Here is an 18,241-nt window from a genome sequence, read left to right on the forward strand (position 1 = left end):
GGAGCAATGCCTTCGTTACGGCATGCCGAGCCTGGGCGAGGCACCGAATGGCGGGGCAGAAGCGCTTTGGTTACTTTCGACTGGGCCGGCATTCCGGCTCTTCGAAAGTGACACGCCGTAAGGGCGGAACCATTAGTGGCCGTTACCGCAGGAATGGATATGTACACCAGCAAGAGGCAGGCCGGCTGTCAGGCCGCATTCGCGAGCAAGCCCGCTCCCACAATGAATCCGGGTACATCCGCCAACCTCTTTACCCAAGCTTTACGCTTCGCTGACCGCCGCTGACCTTGAACTCGGTAATCTGCACACATCCGGACTTACCGGGAACCGAGACAAGGAGATACACCATGCGCAAGACTCTTATCGCTCTGATGTTCGCTGCTGCCCTGCCGACCGTTGCCATGGCCATGCCAGAAGGCTCAGGCCCGATGGGTCCGATGGACGGCCCGCGTCACGGCCAGCACCACCAGCACGGTAAAGGCCCTTACAGCGAACTGGACCTGAGCCGCGAACAGCGCCAGCAGATCGGCAAGTTGATGGGCGAGCAAATGCGTGCGCGTCACCAGTTGATCGACACCTACCTGGAAAAACTCCCGGCGGCCGAGCAGAAAGCCTTGAAAGATGAGTTGGCTGCCAAACACCAAAAAACCGAAAGCGACATTCGCGGACTGCTCAACCCTGAACAACAGAAGCAATTCGACGCCATCCAGAAAAAACACGCCGAGCATCGCGCCGAATGGGCCGAGTTCAAAGCCTGGAAAGCGCAACAACCTAAAAAAGCGCAATAATGCGTTAGCGTTCACCCCCAGCCCAATGGTCCCCCGCCGTTGGGCTTCTTTGTTTGAGGTCTTCCCGTGCGTTCATTGTTCTGGCGCATCCTTGCCAGTTTCTGGTTGGCCATTGCCCTGGTTGCAGGGCTGTCGATTCTGCTCGGGCACATGCTCAATCAGGACGCCTGGATTCTCAGCCGCCACCCCGGCATCAATACCCTGGCCGAAGAATGGACGCAAACCTTCGAGGCCCAGGGCGAAGACGCCGCGCAGGATATTCTCGAGCAGCGTAAACGCCAGTATCACATCGACGTTCAGGTGCTCAACGAAAGCGGCGACCCGCTGGTGCGTGGCACCTTTCCGCGCCGCGCCGCGGCCTTCGAAGCGCGGCAGAACAACGATGACCGACGACTGCCCTGGCGTCGTCTGACCGTCGAATACATCAGTCCGAAAACCGGCGAAACCTATCTGTTGATCTACCGCATTGCCCATCCTGAGCTGGATGCCTGGCACCGCGAAAGCCTGCTCTGGCCCCTCAGTGCCCTGGGGATCGCACTGGTGGTGCTGACCCTGTTCAGTTTGTTGGTCACCTTTTCCATCACTCGACCGCTCAGCCGTTTGCGCGGCGCGGTGCACGACCTGGGCCAGACCACCTACCAGCAAAACAGCCTGGCGCAACTGGCCAACCGTCGCGACGAGTTCGGGGTACTGGCCAACGACTTCAACCGCATGGGTGCTCGTCTGCAAAGCCTGATCGGCAGCCAGCGGCAATTGCTGCGCGATGTTTCCCACGAGCTGCGCTCACCGTTGGCCCGACTGCGTATCGCCCTGGCATTGGCTGAGCGTGCCAGCCCCGAAGAGCGGGAAAAACTCTGGCCGCGACTGACCCGCGAATGTGATCGCCTGGAAGCCTTGATCAGTGAAATCCTGGTGCTGGCCCGTGTCGACGCCGACAATGCCAGCGCTGAAGAAATCGACCTCAACGGGCTGCTGAACAACCTGCAAAAAGATGCCCAGCTCAACTCGGCCGAACAAAACGTCAGGCTCGAGGCCGAATCACAGCTGAGTCTCAAGGGCTGGCCGACCATGATCGAACGCGCCCTGGATAACCTGCTGCGCAATGCCCAGCGCTTCAACCCGGAGGGACAGCCGATTGAAATGCTCGCATTACGACAGGGGGAACGGATCGTCATCAGCGTGCGCGATCACGGCCCGGGGGTCGACGCTGAACATCTGAATCAATTGGGCGAACCCTTCTACCGCGCTCCCGGACAGACCGCCCCGGGCCATGGCCTCGGGCTGGCCATCGCCCGCCGGGCCGCGGAACGGCACGGCGGCAGCTTGATCCTGGCCAATCATCCGGAAGGCGGGTTTATTGCCAGCCTGGAGTTGCCGTTGGAGCCTGGGGCTGGGGGGCAGCCTTAAGCTATTTGGTGCGCCAAAAAGATCGCAGCCTGCGGCAGCTCCTACACGGATCGCGTACAGCCGTTAAATGACGGGTGTACGCCGGATCTGTAGGGGCTGCAGCAGGCTGCGATCTTTTGATCTTCAGGCCCTGCCCGACCAGCCACTGACAAACTCGGCGACATCCACTTTCGGTGCCGTGCGCGGTTCATTCAGCGGCGTGCCCAGGTACAGGAACGCAATCACCTGTTCGTCCTCGGCCAACCCCAGGCCTTTGGCCACATGCGCGGTATAGGACAGCTCGCCGGTACGCCACACCGCGCCGATACCCTGGGCAAAAGCGGCCAACAGGATGCCGTGGGCGGCACAGCCGGCAGACAGCAATTGCTCGGACTTCGGCACCTTGGGGTGATCCTGCAAACGCGCGATGACCACCACTACCAGTGGCGCACGCAGCGGCATGGCACGCGCCTTGTCCAGCGCGGCCTGGGGCACTTCACCGCCCTGCAACTGCGCCGCTTCGACCAGCAACTCGCCCATTTGCTCGCGGGCCGCACCTTCTACTGTCAGAAAGCGATAGGGCCGCAGCTGGTTGTGATCCGGAGCACGCAAAGCCGCGGCAAACAGCACTTCCCGTTGCGCCGCAGTGGGCGCCGGGTCGAGCAAACGCGGCACGGAAACACGGTTGAGCAAAGCGTCGAGAGCCTGCATCGGCCACCTCCTGAAAAAAATGTCCGGCTATTCTAGGGCCTGTACGGCTAGTTCGTTAGCTCAAATTCGGATGCCAGAGGATCATAGCCAAGGCGCTGCGACGAGTCATAGCCCGCTATGGCGAGGAACAGCAACGCAGGCTATGGGCCTCTGGCGCCGAAGTTGACTAACAGAACTAGCCACACAGGCCCTCTTGGGCCTGTATGGCTAGTTCGTTAGCTCAAATTCGGATGCCAGAAGTTCATAGCCAAGGCGCTGCGACGAGTCATAGCGCGGTACTGCCCGGACGGTGCCGGTTTACATGCCCTGCGCCGCAGGTAGAATGGCGCCCTTCCCTTATCAGCCCGAGCGGACTTCATGGCGTTGCCGACCTTACGGATCATTGGTTTCATCATCGGCATCTTCCTGATAACCCTGGCCATCAGCATGGTCGTGCCCATGGCGACGCTGGTGATTTTCGAACGCACCGGCGATCTGCCGTCGTTCCTCTGGGCCAGCCTGATCACCTTTATCGCCGGCCTGGCACTGGTGATTCCCGGGCGTCCGGAGCACATTCATCTGCGCCCGCGAGACATGTACCTGCTCACGGTGAGCAGCTGGCTGGTGGTCTGCGTGTTTGCCGCGCTGCCGTTTCTGCTGACCCAGCACATCAGTTATACCGACTCGTTTTTCGAAAGCATGTCCGGCATCACCGCCACCGGGGCCACCGTGCTCAGCGGTCTGGACAAGATGTCTCCGGGGATCCTGATGTGGCGCTCCTTGCTGCACTGGCTCGGCGGGATCGGCTTTATCGGCATGGCGGTAGCGATTCTGCCGTTGCTGCGGATCGGTGGCATGCGCCTGTTCCAGACCGAGTCTTCGGACCGCTCCGAGAAAGTCATGCCGCGCTCGCACATGGTGGCCCGCCTGATCGTGGGTGCCTACGTCGGCATCACCATCCTCGGCAGCCTGGCGTTCTGGTGGGCCGGGATGAGCCTGTTCGACGCGATCAACCACTCAATGTCAGCGATTTCCACCGGTGGTTTCTCGACCTCCGACCTGTCTCTGGCCAAGTGGCCCGAGCCAGCGGTGCATTGGGTCGCGGTCGTGATCATGATTCTCGGCGCCCTGCCGTTCACCCTGTATGTCGCCATGTTGCGCGGCAACCGTCGGGCGCTGATCAAGGATGAACAGGTTCAGGGCCTGCTCGCAATGTTGCTGGTGACCTGGCTGGTGCTCGGCACCTGGTATTGGTGGACCACCCAACTGCATTGGCTGGAAGCCTTGCGCCACGTGGCGCTGAACGTGACCTCGGTGGTCACCACCACCGGCTTTGCCCTGGGCGACTACAGCCTGTGGGGCAATTTCTCGTTGATGCTGTTCTTCTATCTGGGCTTTGTCGGCGGCTGTTCGGGTTCGACCGCCGGCGGGATCAAGATCTTCCGCTTTCAGGTCGCTTACATCCTGCTCAAGGCCAACCTTAATCAGCTGATCCATCCGCGCGCGGTGATCAAACAGAAGTACAACGGACACCGGCTCGACGAGGAAATCGTCCGCTCGATCCTGACCTTCTCGTTCTTCTTCGCCATCACCATCTGCGTGATCGCACTGTTGCTGTCGCTGCTGGGAGTCGACTGGATGACCGCCCTGACCGGCGCTGCCGCCACCGTTTCCGGGGTCGGCCCGGGGTTGGGTGAAACCATCGGCCCGGCCGGCAACTTCGCCACCCTGCCGGATGCCGCCAAGTGGATTCTATCGTTGGGCATGCTGCTCGGCCGCCTGGAGATCATTACGGTGTTCGTTCTGTGTATTCCGGCGTTCTGGCGGCATTGAGCACGGTTGGCGCCCCCGGCAGCCGCGCCCGGTACTCGCCCGGCGTGGCATTGAACCAGCGCCGGAAGGCCCGAAAGAAGTTGCTCGGGTCGGCGAAGCCCAGCAGATAAGCGATTTCCAGCAGGGTCATGGCTGGCTGCGCAAGGTATTGCTCGGCCAACTCGCGGCGGGTGTCATCGAGCAGCGTCTGGAAGCTGGTGCCCTCCTCCTGCAAACGTCGTTGCAAAGTGCGCTGGGACATATGCAGAGTCTGCGCGACGGTGTCACGCTTGGGCTCGCCCTGGGGCAGCAAGCGACACAACACCTGCCGCGCCTGGTGGGTCACGCGACTTTCCGAGAACCGCGCCAGATATTCCCCGGCAAACCGGTCATGCAACAGCGCCATCGCCTCATTGGCGGTCGGTAATGGCGCTTCCATGTCCGCACACTCGAAAATCAGCGCGTCGTATGGCGCATTGAACACTAAAGGTGCATGAAAAACTTGTTTGTAGGGTTCAAGATTGAGCGGTTGCGCGCCCTGGACCAACACCTTGCGCGGTTGCAGGGTGCGCCCGGTCAACCATCCGCATAACGCCAGGGCGCAGGCCAGCGAGGCTTCGGCACTTTGCCGGGTCGGCGGCAGATGGTCGCCATGCACCGTCAGAATCAGTGCATACCCTTCAGGCAGAAGGCGAAAACTCAAGTCAGCGCTTTCGGCGATGATCCGCTGATAACGCACCAACCGCTCAAACCCTTCGGCCAGGGTCCGACTGGACATCAGGGCATAACCGGCGACGTTAAAGGAGGCCGGGCGCACCACCTTGCCCATGTTCAAACCAATGGCCGGGTTACCCGAAAGCTCCACGGCAAGTTGCCAAAGCCGTGTCATCGAGTCCTGAGGAAATCGTGCATCCGGATCGTCCAGAGCGCCGTAGTCGAGTCCCAACTGCTTGAACATTGCCCGGCAATCCAGGCCGTCCATTTCCAGTGCCTTGACAATCCCCATCGCCCAGCTTGCAGAAGTCGTTCTTTCGCTCATGGCGTCTTCTTAAATGATGAGCCGCATCCCCACGGCCGATTTTCGAAGGATACTAAAGTGGCGCCTATTGTCACTGGCTCCGACCACTGATCACTCTAGACTTAAATAAGCGCCCCGCAGACATTCGGCCATCAGAATAATAACCACAGAGATCGCAGTCGTGGACAACATCAAGCGTTTCAACAGCTTCTCAGAGTTCTACCCTTATTATTTGAGTGAGCACAGCAACAGCACCTGTCGCCGGTTGCACTTCATCGGCACCAGCCTGGTCATTCTGATTCTCGCCGTGACCATAACCAAAGGTGCCTGGCTGCTGTTGTGGGCACTGCCCCTGGCCGGTTACAGCTTCGCCTGGGTCGGGCATTTTTTCTTTGAGAAAAACCGCCCCGCCACATTCCAGCATCCGCTGTACAGCCTGCTCGGCGACTTCGTCATGTACCGCGACATGCTCCTCGGCAAAGTGCCGTTCTAATCACACAGTCCCGTGCAGCCAGTGTGCGCTTGGATCCATGGCTTAGACTGAGTATCCCATCGACAATAACCAGAGGATCGCCGATGAACGCCAGTGCGCGCTTCACTCATATGCAGGATGGCACGCAGGAAGACTGGGCGATCATTGCTGCAGACTTCAGCGCCTATGCCAGGCAACTACCGGCACGAATCGTGACCCATCTCAAGTTGCTCGAGGGGGATTTCGGCGGCTTCCCGGTGGATCGTCTGACCCACTCGTTGCAAACCGCCAGCCGCGCCTGGCGCGATGGACGTGACGAAGAATATGTGGTCTGCGCCCTGCTTCATGATATCGGCGACACCCTCGGCGCCTACAATCACCCGGACATCGCCGCGGCGATCCTCAAGCCTTTCGTCAGCGCCGAAAACCTGTGGATGGTGGAAAAGCACGGGATTTTCCAGGGCTATTACTTTTTTCATTACCTGGGGATGGACCGGCATCTGCGCGAGCAATTCAGTGAGCATCCGCAGTACCTGCAGACCATCGAATTCTGCGCCAGGTACGACGCTGCAGCCTTTGATCCGAGCTACGACACCCTGCCCCTGAGCTTCTTCGAACCGATGATGGAGCGTCTGTTTGCCCAGCCGAAGAACTCGATCTACAAAGCGGCGATGGAGCAGCATTTGCCGGCCTGAGGATTGTGTGGAGAGGAAGACCGTTAAAAGATCGCAGCCTTCGGCAGCTCCTACACCGACCGTGTACACCCGCGACTTTGCTGGTGTTTGTAGGAGCTGCCGCAGGCTGCGATCTGTTGATCCGGCATTGGCGGCGCCCCCGTGAAATTGCAGATTCACGCGATTGTGTAGGAGCTGCCGCAGGCTGCGATCTTTCCGGCCTCATACCGGCTGCGCAACCTTCACCGACTCTGCCTTGAGCTGTGCCTCCCGCGCCTGGGCATCGGCCAATCGATACAACTCGATCGAGCCATCCCAATGCTCGATCAAGGCGGTGCATGACTCCACCCAGTCCCCGCAATTGAGGTAGTCCACCTCACCAACCTTGCGGATTTCGGCATGGTGGATATGCCCGCAGACCACCCCGTGCAGGCCTCGTTTGGTGCATTCGTGGGCGATGGCCTCTTCAAAGTCACTGATAAAGCTCACCGCGGTTTTGACCTTGTGCTTGAGGTAGGCCGACAACGACCAATAACCGTAGCCATATCGAGCGCGCCAGTGATTGAGCCAGCGGTTCAGCGTCAGGGTGAACTCGTAGGCCGAGTCGCCAAGAAATGCCAGCCAGCGGTGATAGCGAGTGATCACGTCAAACTGGTCACCGTGGATCACCAGCAGATGCCGGCCATCGGCGGTGACATGGATGGCCTCGTCGACCAGCTGGATATTGCCCAGGATCAGCTTCGAATAACGCCGCAGGAACTCATCGTGATTACCGGTGACGTAGATCACTTCTGTGCCGCGCTTGCTCATGGTCAGCAAACGCCGAATCACGTTGGTGTGCGCCTGCGGCCAGTACATGCCGCTGCGCAGCTTCCAGCCATCGATGATGTCGCCGACCAGATAGACCTTGTCCGCGTGATAGCCCTTGAGGAAGTGCGCCAAGTGCTCCGCCTGGCAATCCCGGGTTCCGAGATGCACATCGGAAACCCACAGTGTACGCACGCGTTGCTTACGGCTGGGTCGGGTGAGCTCAGCGCTGGTCATAGGCAACCTCTCCGGTATTTTCAGCGAGCTTGCGCCACGGCGATTAATAGCCCATGACACTAATGCGGCAGCCTGATGACAGCGAAAGCCTTGGCGGTGCCGGTGTAGAATGCCGGTCTGCCAAGGAGACTGCGATGAGACCGATCCTCACGCTACGCCAATACACCCACGACTTGATCGTCCACAGCCATGAACACGCGCAACTGGTGTTCGGCCTGTCGGGCCAGCTCGACTTCGAGGTCGATGGCCGCGGCAGCCAGGTGGTGCAACAGAGTTTCGTAGTGGTCCCCGCGCACGCCCACCACGCCTGCGGCAGTCCCAACGGCAGCCGCTGCCTGGTGCTCGATGTGCCCAGCGATCACTGGGTCGCGCAATCCTTGGGCGAGCACGCCGATGCCAGTCGCCGGCTGCTCGACAATCCGGGTCGGCTGCCACTGAACCCGGGGCAAAGCCAGCTGGTCGACTGGCTGGCCAGCAGCCCGGTGAATGACCCGCTGATCGCTCAGCAAGGTGCCGTGCTGTTACTGGCCAGCCTCAATGACGCAGCACCCAACAGCGTCGGCGGTCGACGCTTGCCCTATGCCGCGTTGAACGCGCACATCGATCAATACGCCGCCTACCCGTTGCAAGTCGCCGACCTGGCCCGGGTCGCAGGCCTCTCTAATGCACGCCTGCACGCACGCTTTGTCGCCGAGTGCGGCCAGACGCCGATGGACTACATCCGCAGTCGACGCCTGCATATCGCCGTGAGGCTGTTGCGTGAAACCGGGTTGCCGATCGGCGAGGTCGCCATCAGAGTCGGCTACAACTCCCAGAGCGCGTTCGCCGCGGCAGTATTGCGCGAGTTCGGCACCTCGCCCGGCAAACTGCGCCGCGAGGCTTGAGACCAAAGACGCGAGGATCGCGACAGACACACGTGAAAAGGACGGTCATCGTGTAGGGGACGGTGTTTATCTTTGGTAACGCCGTCTGCCATGCTCAATACGTTTATCAAGGATTGCAATGACTCCGCGTACCGCCCTTGGCGCCCTGCATATTGGCGCACTGATGTTCGGCCTGACCGGTGTGTTTGGCAAGCTCGCCGCCGCCTCGCCGGCCGTTATCGTCTTTGGCCGTGCCGCATTCGCGGTCATCGCGCTGGCGTTCTTCGCACGTTTTGCCAGCAACACTCGCTGGCAGCAACTGCAGGCCACTGACTGGCGCCGACTGCTGCTCAGCGGCTTGTTGCTGGCCGGGCACTGGGTGAGTTTTTTCATCGCGGTGAAAGTGGCCGGCGTGGCGATTGCGACCCTGGGTTTTGCCAGCTTCCCGGCGTTTACGGTGATCCTCGAGGGGCTGATTTTTCGCGAGCGAATCCGCGCCAACGAGATCCTGCTGGTGGTGCTGGTGAGTGTCGGCCTGGTGCTGGTCACCCCGGATTTCGACCTCGCCAGCGAGGCCACCAGCGGTTTGCTCTGGGCCATAGGCTCGGGCTTGCTGTTTGCCCTGCTGTCGCTGACCAACCGCGCCAGCTCCGGACGGATTCCGGCAGTCCAGGCCGCGCTGTGCCAGAACGTCGTGGTCGCCGTCTGCCTGCTGCCGGTCGCTGCACCGCAGTTGAGCGAGGTCCGCGCCATCGACTGGCTGTGGATAAGTTTGCTCGGGGTGTTCTGTACCGGTCTCGCCCACAGTTTGTTCGTTGCCAGCCTGGCGGTGATCAAAGCGCGCACTGCGGCGGTGGTCTTTGCCCTGGAACCGGTTTACGGGATCAGTGTCGCCTGGCTGCTGTTCGGTGAAAATCCGACCCTGCGCATGTTGTTCGGCGGCGCCTTGATCATTGTTGCCATCGTGGTATCCAGCAGCCTGGGCACTACCAACAAGAAAACAACACAGACCGCTCCAGCACACTGAGCACGCAGGCAGAAACTGGCACAAGAACATTACCTACCTATACTGCGGTTATCCGCAACAGTTTGCCGTCGTTAAACGGATATAGACTGCTCGACACAGCGGAGTTGCCCCTTGAAGTAGCTGGATGCGAGTTGTCATCCAATCAACGCACTAAAAGGGATTACTGCATGGATATCATCAGCCTGATCATTCAGATCATCAGCGGTGTGGTCGGCGGCAATGCGGCCGGCATGAGCAAACAAAGCATGGGACCGCTGCTCAACTCTATCTTGGGGGGTGTCGGCGGGGTTGTTCTCGGGCAAGTGCTGGCCGCACTGACCGGCGATCCAGCTGCCACTGGAGGTGCACTGGATCTTCCTTCCATCATCAGCAGTGTTGTCGGCGGTGGTGCTGGCGGTGCGGTTTTGACGTTTATTGCCGGATTCATAAAATCCAGACTAGGCACCCGATAAGCTTCGCGCAGAAGCTATTGTCAGCTCTGTGCTGAAGATGAGTTGAGGGGCACGTCAGGGTCATCCGCGAATCGTGACCTGGTGTCCTTCAACTCTTTTACATTGCTGCTCTATCAATCAACCTGTGACTGACCTCGATCGTTATGACCAAGGTCGCGTTGCGGGTCTATCTGATCGCGAACCCGTTGCTTGAGTACCTTGGCCTCGGGAAAACCACCGTCGGCCTTGCGCTCCCAGATTTGCACGCCGTCGCAGGCGATGTGAAATATCCCGCCCGTTCCAGGCACCAGGGAGACTTTACCCAGATCGTCGCCAAAGGTACTGAGCAGTTCCTGGGCCAGCCAGGCGGCGCGCAACAACCATTGGCATTGCGTGCAGTAGGTAATGACGATTTCCGCTTTGTTGACAGTCATGATGCACTCAACTCCCGAGTTCGATGGCGTCGCTATAATAGCCGCCTTTATCGCTCGCCCGAGACTCAAGATGCGCCGCCTGTTGTCCTGCCTGATGCTGTGCCTGTGCCCTCTGCTCGTGCAAGCGGCCGAAGCACCCCGGCCGAAGATCGGCCTGGTGCTGTCCGGTGGCGCGGCTCGCGGGCTGGCGCATATCGGCGTGCTCAAGGCTTTGGAAGAACAAGGGGTGAAAATCGACGCCATCGCCGGCACCAGCATGGGCGCGGTGATCGGCGGGCTCTATGCCTCGGGCTACAAGGTCGACGAGCTGGAGAAACTGGCGCTGAGTATCGACTGGCAACGAGCACTGTCCGATGCCCCGCCCCGCAAGGACGTGCCGTTCCGGCGCAAACAGGATGACCGCGACTTTCTGGTGAAACAGAAGTTGAGCTTTCGCGACGACGGCAGTCTCGGTTTGCCACTGGGGGTCATCCAGGGGCAGAACCTCGCCCTGCTGCTGGAAAGCAAACTGGCGCACACCAGTGACACCCGCGACTTCGACAAACTGCCGATTCCCTTCCGGGCTGTCGCCACCGACATCTCCACCGGCGAGAAAGTGGTATTTCGCAAGGGCCACTTGCCCCGGGTGATTCGCGCGAGCATGTCGATTCCGGCAGTGTTCGCGCCAGTGGAACTCAATGGACGATTGCTGGTGGACGGCGGCATGACCGACAACATCCCGCTGGATGTGGCGCGCGAGATGGGCGTCGACATCGCCATCGTGGTCGACATCGGTACCCCGTTGAGCCCCCGTAATCAGCTGACCACCGTGGTCGATGTACTGAACCAGTCGATCACCCTGATGACCCGTCGCAACTCCGAAGAGCAACTGGCCACCTTGCACCAGGACGACGTGTTGATCCAACCGCCGCTGGCCAGCTTCGGCGGCGCCGACTTCGGTCGCGCCCGGGAGATGATCGACGCCGGTTACCGCGCCACGCGTATCCTCGATGCGCGACTGGCGCGCTTGCGCCCGGCCGAACCGCTCGATTCGCAGCTGGCCGCGGCCCGGACTCCCGGCCAGCGCACACCGATCATCACCGCGATCAAGGTCGAGAACGACTCGAAAGTCGCAGACGAAGTGATTCGCTACTACATCCGCCAACACATCGGTGAACCGCTGGACCTGGGCCGCCTGCAGACCGACATGGGCACGCTCTACGGCCTGGACTACTTCGATCAGGTGCAATACCGGGTGGTCCACAAGGGCCAGGACCGCACCCTGGTGATCAATGCGCATGGCAAACGTAGCGGGACCGATTACCTGCGCCTGGGGATAAATCTGTCCGACGACATGCGGGGCGATAGTGCCTTCAATCTCGGTGCCAGCTATCGGGTCAACGGCATCAATCGCCTTGGCGCCGAATGGCTGACCCGGGCGCAGATCGGCGATCAACAGGAACTGTATAGCGAGTTCTATCAACCACTGGACGTCGGTTCGCGCTACTTCATCGCCCCCTATGCCGTTATTGAATCGCAAAACGTCGAAGCCATCCTGGACAACGATCCGATCGCCCAGTATCGCCTCGAACGCTATGGCTTTGGCCTCAACGTCGGGCGCCAGATTGGCAACAGCGGTGAAATTCGCTTCGGGGTCGGCGAGGCCTGGGGCAAGGCCGAAGTGCGTATCGGTGACCAGGACCTGCCCACTGAGAACTTCAATGAGGGTTTCTATGAACTCAAGTACTCATTCGACACACTGGACAATGTCTATTTCCCGCACTCCGGCGAAGACATCGGCCTGGCATTGCGTCAGTTCGAACCGGAACTGGGCTCCGATAAACGCTACCGGCAATGGGAGTTCAAACTGGACAAGGCCCTGAGCAGCGGACCGGACACTTTCATTCTCGGTGGGCGTTTCGGGCGCACGCTGGACGAAGCCGACGTGGTGACTTCGAGCTTCCTGCTCGGTGGCGCGCGGCAACTGTCGGGTTTCCGCCAGGATGCGATTTCCGGGCAGAACATCAGCCTGGCCCGCGCCGTCTACTACCGGCGCCTGACCCCGCGTTCGTACCTGCCGCTGGATCTGCCGCTGTACATCGGCGGTTCACTGGAACGCGGCCGGGCCTGGAACAACGACAACGAGTTCGACAGCGACTACATCAACGCCGCCAGTATCTTCTTCGCGTTCGATACACCGCTGGGGCCGTTGAGCTTCAGCTACGGATTGAACGATGATGATCAGCAGGCGCTTTACCTGAACCTGGGGCAGACGTTTTAGCACTGGGTGTCCCCAAAAAGATCCGGCATTGGCGGCGCCCCCGAAAAGATCGCAGCCTGGCGGCAGCGCCTACGCGCCAACCGCGTACCCCCGCAATGGGGGTGGGTGCACACAATCCCCCGTAGGAGCTGCCGCAGGCTGCGATCTTTTGATCCTGAATTGGCGGTGCCCCCAAAAAGATCGCAGCCTGCGGCAGCTCCTACGCGCCGACCGGGTACCCCCGCAATGGGGGTGGGTGCACACAATCCCCCGTAGGAGCTGCCGCAGGCTGCGATCTTTTGATCCGGCATTGGCGGCGCCGCCGAAAAGATCGCAGCCTGCGGCAGCTCCTACGCGCCGACCGGGTACCCCCGCAATGGGGCTGGGTGCACACAATCCCCCCGGTAGGAGCTGCCGCAGGCTGCGATCTTTTGATCCTGAATTGGCGGTGCCCCCAAAAAGATCGCAGCCTGCGGCAGCTCCTACGCGCCGACCGGGTACCCCTGCAATGTGCGGAGTGGCGCTGTCCAGGTCACCGTCGTCGATGCAACCTTGCGCCTGTTACAATTTACCGGCAGCGCTCTGCTCAAGTTCCAGCCCCTCGAAATCCACCGACAACGGCTCGATCTCCAACGTTTGCGGGAGACTGGCGAAGCTGTCGAGAAAGGCATGGTCCAGCGCCTCGGTTTCCGACGTGCAAGCCTGCCCAGGCTCGCTGAAGTCACTCAGAAACGGCTCGTCGGACATTTCGAATACTTGCGGCAGCTCATTCAAATTCGAATTAAAGAGCGGGTCGACCTCGAGCGCAGTATCAGTGGCTTGGGTGTGGCGTACCGGTGGCGTGGTGTCGAACGGGCTGACCAGAGTCCAATCCGAGTCTATCGACAGGTCATCCAGGTTCAACTGGAACTCATCCAGTGCGGTACTGATCGGCTCTGCAACCACCGCGGCCGCCAACACCTGCGGCGCGAGCCCGGTAGCGGTCGAGAGTTTGTCAAAGCGCAGGCGAGTGTCTTGCAGGGTCTCTTCGCTGACTCCCGACTCGCGCAATCGGCTTTCCTGCTCGGCATACGCTGCGGCCTCGCCTTGCTGACCCAGGACCTCCAGCAATCGCAGGCCCAGATCGAGTCGTTCAGGCTCCTTGAGCAGCGCCTCGCGCAAGATTCCCGCTGCTTCGTCAAAGCGGCCATAGGCAAGGTAGAGCCTGACCCCCTCGAGCACATCGGGTGCCTGGGTGGACGCCTTGCGCGGTGCCGGGCTTTGCGGCGCGGCCAGCCGCTGATCGGTTTCATCGCCGTTCGCTTGCGCTGCCAGGGGCTCCACCAGGCTGGCAACCGGCTGCAGGGGCAGCAGCTCGGCCGGCACAGGAGTGAAAGAGCGCCGACGGCGCACCCAAAATGCCAGGCTCAACAGCAACAACAGCACTACCAGCCCGGCCAACAACCAAAATTTCGATCCATCGGCCTCATCGGCCTCGGCAACAGGCGGCGAGCTTACGTGTGCCGGTGCGACAGGTGCTGCAGCACTGACAGGAGGCTCCTTGACTTCGGACAATCGGGTTTGCAGCTCGACGATTGCTTTTTTTCCAGCAGCGATTTCTTCATTCTGGGCCGCAAGCCTGGCCTGCTGTTCAGCGACAGTCGCTTGCAGGTGCTGGTTCTCCAGTGTGCTGCTGGCCAACTGCTCGGACGTGAGTACCTGCTGCGCCTTCGCCGCTGCCAAGGCAACTGCCTGAGCGTTGTCTGGCTTTGCCGACACCGCCGTTGCAGCTTTGCGCGGAGCCGACGCAGTTGGCTGAGGATTGGCAGGCGTCGCTGGCACGAGCTTGCTTGCGGGTTCGATCCCCGGTGAACCCGGAGGGTCGATCAATACCGTGTATTCGCGCAGCGAACGTCCGCCGGGCTGGTTCACCTGCACCAGGAAATTCAGGAAAGGTTCCGTGACCGGCTTGTTCGAGACCACCCGAATCACGCTGCGGTTGCCTTGGAGAATCGGGGTGAACCGCAAGTCATTGAGGAAGAACACTCGCTCGACTCCGGCGCGACTGAACTCCTCGGCCGTCGCCAGGCTCACGGACAATTCGCCTTCGCTCAGTTCGCCGGGCTCCAGCAAGGCGATCTCGGCATCGAGCGGTTGGGTCAAAGCAGAGTGCAGGGTGATTTCGCCCAACCCCAGCGCCGGGGCCAGGGCCGAGTAACACAAGGCGCCAGCAGCCAGCAACAGCGATCGCAGGGACAACAGGCGGGAGGATTTTTGAGAGGATTCATATCTGCGGCAACAGCGCAACGCAGACTGAGAACTTCGGAGCATGGGCATCCCTTGGATAACCGAAACCAACTGGAAAGCGCTCACGCATCCTGCACGAGCACACTGTGGATCTGGTATGTCTTAATAGTCTGCCAAACGCTGAAGCTCAAAAATCTGCAGGAGGGTCATGCCTCAGGATTTTTCCAGGTTGGCCAGAATGTGACCATGTACCCGCATGCAGATGCGCAAGTCTTCTTCGTCGACACCTTGGAACAACTCGTGACGCAACGCGGTGGCAATGGTTTCGATCTGTTCGATCAATGGCCGGGCCGTCGCGCAAAGGACGATCTTTTTCGCCCGACGATCCTCTAAAACCGATTGACGCTGTACCAGTCCCTGGGACTCCAGGCTGTCGAGCAAACGCGCCAGGGTTGGACCTTCGACCCCCACACTTTGCGCCAGTTCACGTTGAGTCGGCGCTTCGTTAAAACGTGCCAGATGCAGCAGCACCAGCCAACGAGCCTGGGACAAGCCCAGCCCGGCCAGACGGCGATCCAGTTCAGCACGCCAGCCGCGAGACATCTGTGCCAACTGCATGCCAAAACGGTGTTGATCGGTTAACGGCATAAAACACTCATGATTAGACTGAAATAGAGAAAAGCTAATTATTAGTCAGCTAAGCATGACCCTCGACGCGAGGCAAGGCTCGGTATGTACTGAATCGTTACATCCGGCCCGAACGATCACTCAAATCTCGAACTCCGCCTGCAAGGCAGCGCGCACGCAGTAGAGGACGCCCTCCGGAACCCGAGCGAAAAACAGCGGGATGATTTCTGCAACTGGCGGTAGTTCGCCCTCTGCATCAAGGAACGCGTCCTGGATCTCGGCGAGCATATCTTCCGGCAGATCCAGTGCTTGCTCCAGGGACAACTGCTGCTTGCCAATGGCCTCGGCGAGCAAGGTGTAGACATTCTTCTCCGAGCACTGCAGCTGGCCGGCGATCTGCACCGGCGTCATGCCGGCACGGGCCAGGGTAATCAGTTCGTGGCGAATATCGGCGACCACTTTCGGGGTCTCGGCCTGGCCGCCCAGTACTTCGAGGAAGGCCTCGCCGTAACGTTCCAGTTTGCGCGCACCGACACCGCTGACTTTGGCCATTTCCGGCAAGGAGCCGGGCTGGCTGCGGAGCATTTCCAGCAAGGTCGAATCGGGAAAGATCACATAAGGCGGCACGCCATGCTCCTGGGCCAGTTTACGGCGCAGGGCACGCAAGGCTTCCCATTGCTCGCGCTCTTCGCCGCGTACCAATTGGCTGGCCTGACTTGTGTTGCTTTTCGCGGTGGTTTGCGGTTTGAGGTCGCGACGCAGTTCCAGGGTGACTTCGCCTTTGAGCAACGGCCGGCAACTGTCGCTCAAGCGCAGGCCGCCATAGCCTTCAAGATCGATGTCGGCCAGACCACGGGCGACCAGCTGGCGGAACAATGAGCGCCATTCGCCCTCGGCCCGCGCCTTGCCGACACCAAACACCGAAAGATGTTGATGGCCGATGCTGCGCACTTTTTCGTTGTCCTTGCCCAGCAGCACGTCCACCAGATGCCCGACGCCATAACGCTGGCCGGTGCGGAAGATCGTCGAGAGCGCCTGACGAGCAGGCTCGGTGGCGTCCCAGGTTTGCACGCCGTCGACGCAGTTGTCGCAGTGACCGCAGGGTTGCGGCATGTCTTCGTCGAAATACGCCAGCAGGGTCTGGCGTCGGCAGCGGGTTTCTTCACAGAGCGCCAGCATGGCATCGAGCTTGTGCTGCTCCAGACGCTTGTGGCGTTCATCGCCCTCGGACTTTTGCAGCATCTGCTTGAGCATCAGCACATCTTGCAGACCGTAGGCCATCCAGGCGTCCGCGGGCAGACCGTCACGACCGGAGCGCCCGGTTTCCTGATAATAGGCCTCGAGGGACTTGGGCAAGTCCAGATGCGCGACAAACCGTACGTTGGGTTTATCGATACCCATGCCGAATGCAATGGTGGCGACCATGATCAAGCCTTCCTCATTAAGGAAGCGCTTCTGGTTGAAGGCTCGCGTCTCGTTGGGCAGCCCGGCGTGGTAGGGCAGCGCGGGATAACCTTGCTCACACAGGAAGGCCGCCACTTCATCGACTTTCTTGCGCGACAGGCAATAGACGATGCCGGCATCGCTGCGCCGCTCCGAGAGGAACGCCAGCAACTGCTTGCGCGGCTGCTCCTTGGGTACGATGCGGTAGAAAATATTCGGACGGTCGAAACTCGAAAGGAAACGTTCGGCATCCTGCAAATGCAGGCGATTGACGATTTCTTCGCGGGTTCGTTTGTCGGCGGTAGCGGTCAGGGCGATGCGCGGCACATTGGGAAACAATTCCGCCAATTGCCCCAGTTGCAGGTATTCCGGGCGGAAGTCATGGCCCCATTGCGAAACGCAGTGCGCTTCGTCGATGGCGAACAGGGCGATTTCCAGGCTCTGGAGGAACGCCAGCATCCGCGGCTGGACCAGACGCTCGGGGGCCAGATAGAGCATTTTCACTTCGCCACGCTTGATTCGCGTCGCCAGGTCTCGCTGCTGCTCGGCGTTCAACGTGGAGTTCAGGGCGGCTGCGGCAACGCCCAGTTCTTCGAGGGTGGCGACCTGATCGTCCATCAATGCGATCAACGGCGACACCACCACCGCCAAACCTTCGCGCAACAGCGCCGGGACCTGAAAACACAAGGACTTGCCGCCGCCGGTAGGCATCAGCACCAGGGCGTCGCCACCACTGGCCACGCGCTCAATGATCGCACCCTGGCGGCCACGAAAACTGTCGTAGCCGAAGATGTCCTTGAGGACGCGCTGAGCCTGTTCGAGCATGAAAAACTCCCAATAGTGCCGTATATCCCTCTATGCAGGCTGGATGAAAACGTCACGGTCTTCACGGAAAAAGACGTAAGCAGACTTTTCCTGATCCCTCGCCACACCTGCAGGGCTTTACAAAACGCGGCAGTATACCCGAGCGGTCCCAGGCAATGGGCGCCGGTGACGAATAGCCGACCGTGGCAGCCCGCGAGCCTGCGTTCGGCCGCGCAGCGGTCGTAAAATCAAGCTACGCGGTG

At 60.5% G+C, this 18,241-nt stretch carries 16 protein-coding genes; 9 read left to right on the top strand and 7 right to left on the bottom strand.

Annotated features, from left to right (window positions below):
* Positions 1-347: 347 nt before the first annotated feature.
* Entirely contained in the window at positions 348-788 is a 441-nt protein-coding gene (locus AC3IUA_RS21375; protein WP_489356897.1) for a Spy/CpxP family protein refolding chaperone, read from the top strand.
* A 66-nt stretch (positions 789-854) separates the two neighbouring features.
* Positions 855-2,195, top strand: coding sequence for a sensor histidine kinase (locus AC3IUA_RS21380; RefSeq protein ID WP_489356898.1), 1,341 nt, complete (start codon positions 855-857; stop codon positions 2,193-2,195).
* A 123-nt stretch (positions 2,196-2,318) separates the two neighbouring features.
* Here AC3IUA_RS21380 and AC3IUA_RS21385 read toward each other — a convergent pair whose 3' ends face one another.
* On the bottom strand, positions 2,319-2,885 hold the full coding sequence (locus AC3IUA_RS21385) for a nitroreductase family protein (protein ID WP_489356899.1): 567 nt from the start codon (positions 2,883-2,885) through the stop codon (positions 2,319-2,321).
* Between the two features lie 357 nt (positions 2,886-3,242).
* Here AC3IUA_RS21385 and AC3IUA_RS21390 point away from each other — a divergent pair, with 357 nt between their 5' ends.
* A complete protein-coding gene (locus AC3IUA_RS21390) occupies positions 3,243-4,697 on the top strand; it encodes a TrkH family potassium uptake protein (RefSeq protein ID WP_489356900.1) in 1,455 nt (484 codons plus the stop codon).
* On the opposite strand, the gene AC3IUA_RS21395 is transcribed toward AC3IUA_RS21390, so the two are convergent.
* Entirely contained in the window at positions 4,654-5,715 is a 1,062-nt protein-coding gene (locus AC3IUA_RS21395) for an AraC family transcriptional regulator (RefSeq protein WP_489356901.1), read from the bottom strand. The two genes, AC3IUA_RS21390 and AC3IUA_RS21395, sit on opposite strands and share 44 nt — an antisense overlap.
* Positions 5,716-5,875: 160 nt before the next feature.
* Here AC3IUA_RS21395 and AC3IUA_RS21400 point away from each other — a divergent pair, with 160 nt between their 5' ends.
* The gene (locus AC3IUA_RS21400; protein ID WP_489356902.1) at positions 5,876-6,187 is read left to right on the top strand and encodes an Mpo1-like protein; all 312 of its coding nucleotides are present in this window, start codon (positions 5,876-5,878) and stop codon (positions 6,185-6,187) included.
* An 83-nt stretch (positions 6,188-6,270) separates the two neighbouring features.
* Positions 6,271-6,861 carry an HD domain-containing protein gene (locus AC3IUA_RS21405; protein ID WP_489356903.1) on the top strand — a complete coding sequence of 197 codons (591 nt, stop codon included), beginning with the start codon at positions 6,271-6,273 and terminating at the stop codon, positions 6,859-6,861.
* A gap of 201 nt (positions 6,862-7,062) precedes the next feature.
* Here the strand turns inward: AC3IUA_RS21405 and AC3IUA_RS21410 are convergent, their stop codons facing one another.
* Positions 7,063-7,884, bottom strand: a complete 822-nt coding sequence (locus tag AC3IUA_RS21410; protein ID WP_489356904.1) for a UDP-2,3-diacylglucosamine diphosphatase — start codon at positions 7,882-7,884, stop codon at positions 7,063-7,065.
* A 134-nt stretch (positions 7,885-8,018) separates the two neighbouring features.
* Between AC3IUA_RS21410 and AC3IUA_RS21415 the strand changes: the two genes are divergently transcribed.
* From AC3IUA_RS21415 to AC3IUA_RS21425, 3 genes are all read left to right on the top strand, one after another.
* Positions 8,019-8,768: a helix-turn-helix transcriptional regulator gene (locus AC3IUA_RS21415; protein WP_489356905.1), complete on the top strand. Its 750-nt coding sequence runs from the start codon at positions 8,019-8,021 to the stop codon at positions 8,766-8,768.
* Between the two features lie 118 nt (positions 8,769-8,886).
* Positions 8,887-9,774 (top strand): DMT family transporter, encoded by an 888-nt coding sequence (locus AC3IUA_RS21420; RefSeq protein ID WP_489356906.1) that lies wholly within the window; start codon positions 8,887-8,889, stop codon positions 9,772-9,774.
* A gap of 167 nt (positions 9,775-9,941) precedes the next feature.
* Positions 9,942-10,226: a hypothetical protein gene (locus tag AC3IUA_RS21425; RefSeq protein WP_489356907.1), complete on the top strand. Its 285-nt coding sequence runs from the start codon at positions 9,942-9,944 to the stop codon at positions 10,224-10,226.
* A gap of 113 nt (positions 10,227-10,339) precedes the next feature.
* Here the strand turns inward: AC3IUA_RS21425 and AC3IUA_RS21430 are convergent, their stop codons facing one another.
* Positions 10,340-10,639 (bottom strand): Rdx family protein, encoded by a 300-nt coding sequence (locus tag AC3IUA_RS21430; protein WP_489356908.1) that lies wholly within the window; start codon positions 10,637-10,639, stop codon positions 10,340-10,342.
* A 70-nt stretch (positions 10,640-10,709) separates the two neighbouring features.
* On the opposite strand from AC3IUA_RS21430, the gene AC3IUA_RS21435 reads away from it, so the two are divergent.
* Positions 10,710-12,899, top strand: coding sequence for a patatin-like phospholipase family protein (locus AC3IUA_RS21435; RefSeq protein ID WP_489362421.1), 2,190 nt, complete (start codon positions 10,710-10,712; stop codon positions 12,897-12,899).
* Positions 12,900-13,439: 540 nt separating this feature from the next.
* On the opposite strand, the gene AC3IUA_RS21440 is transcribed toward AC3IUA_RS21435, so the two are convergent.
* From AC3IUA_RS21440 to recQ, 3 genes are all read right to left on the bottom strand, one after another.
* The gene (locus AC3IUA_RS21440; RefSeq protein WP_489356909.1) at positions 13,440-15,116 is read right to left on the bottom strand and encodes a type IV pilus assembly protein FimV; all 1,677 of its coding nucleotides are present in this window, start codon (positions 15,114-15,116) and stop codon (positions 13,440-13,442) included.
* A gap of 201 nt (positions 15,117-15,317) precedes the next feature.
* A complete protein-coding gene (locus AC3IUA_RS21445; protein ID WP_489356910.1) occupies positions 15,318-15,752 on the bottom strand; it encodes a MarR family transcriptional regulator in 435 nt (144 codons plus the stop codon).
* 120 nt (positions 15,753-15,872) lie between these two features.
* Complete coding sequence (recQ, locus tag AC3IUA_RS21450; protein WP_489356911.1) at positions 15,873-17,999, bottom strand: DNA helicase RecQ; 2,127 nt, start codon at positions 17,997-17,999, stop codon at positions 15,873-15,875.
* Positions 18,000-18,241: the final 242 nt, after the last annotated feature.

This window comes from Pseudomonas sp. KH_050 (assembly GCF_057838875.1).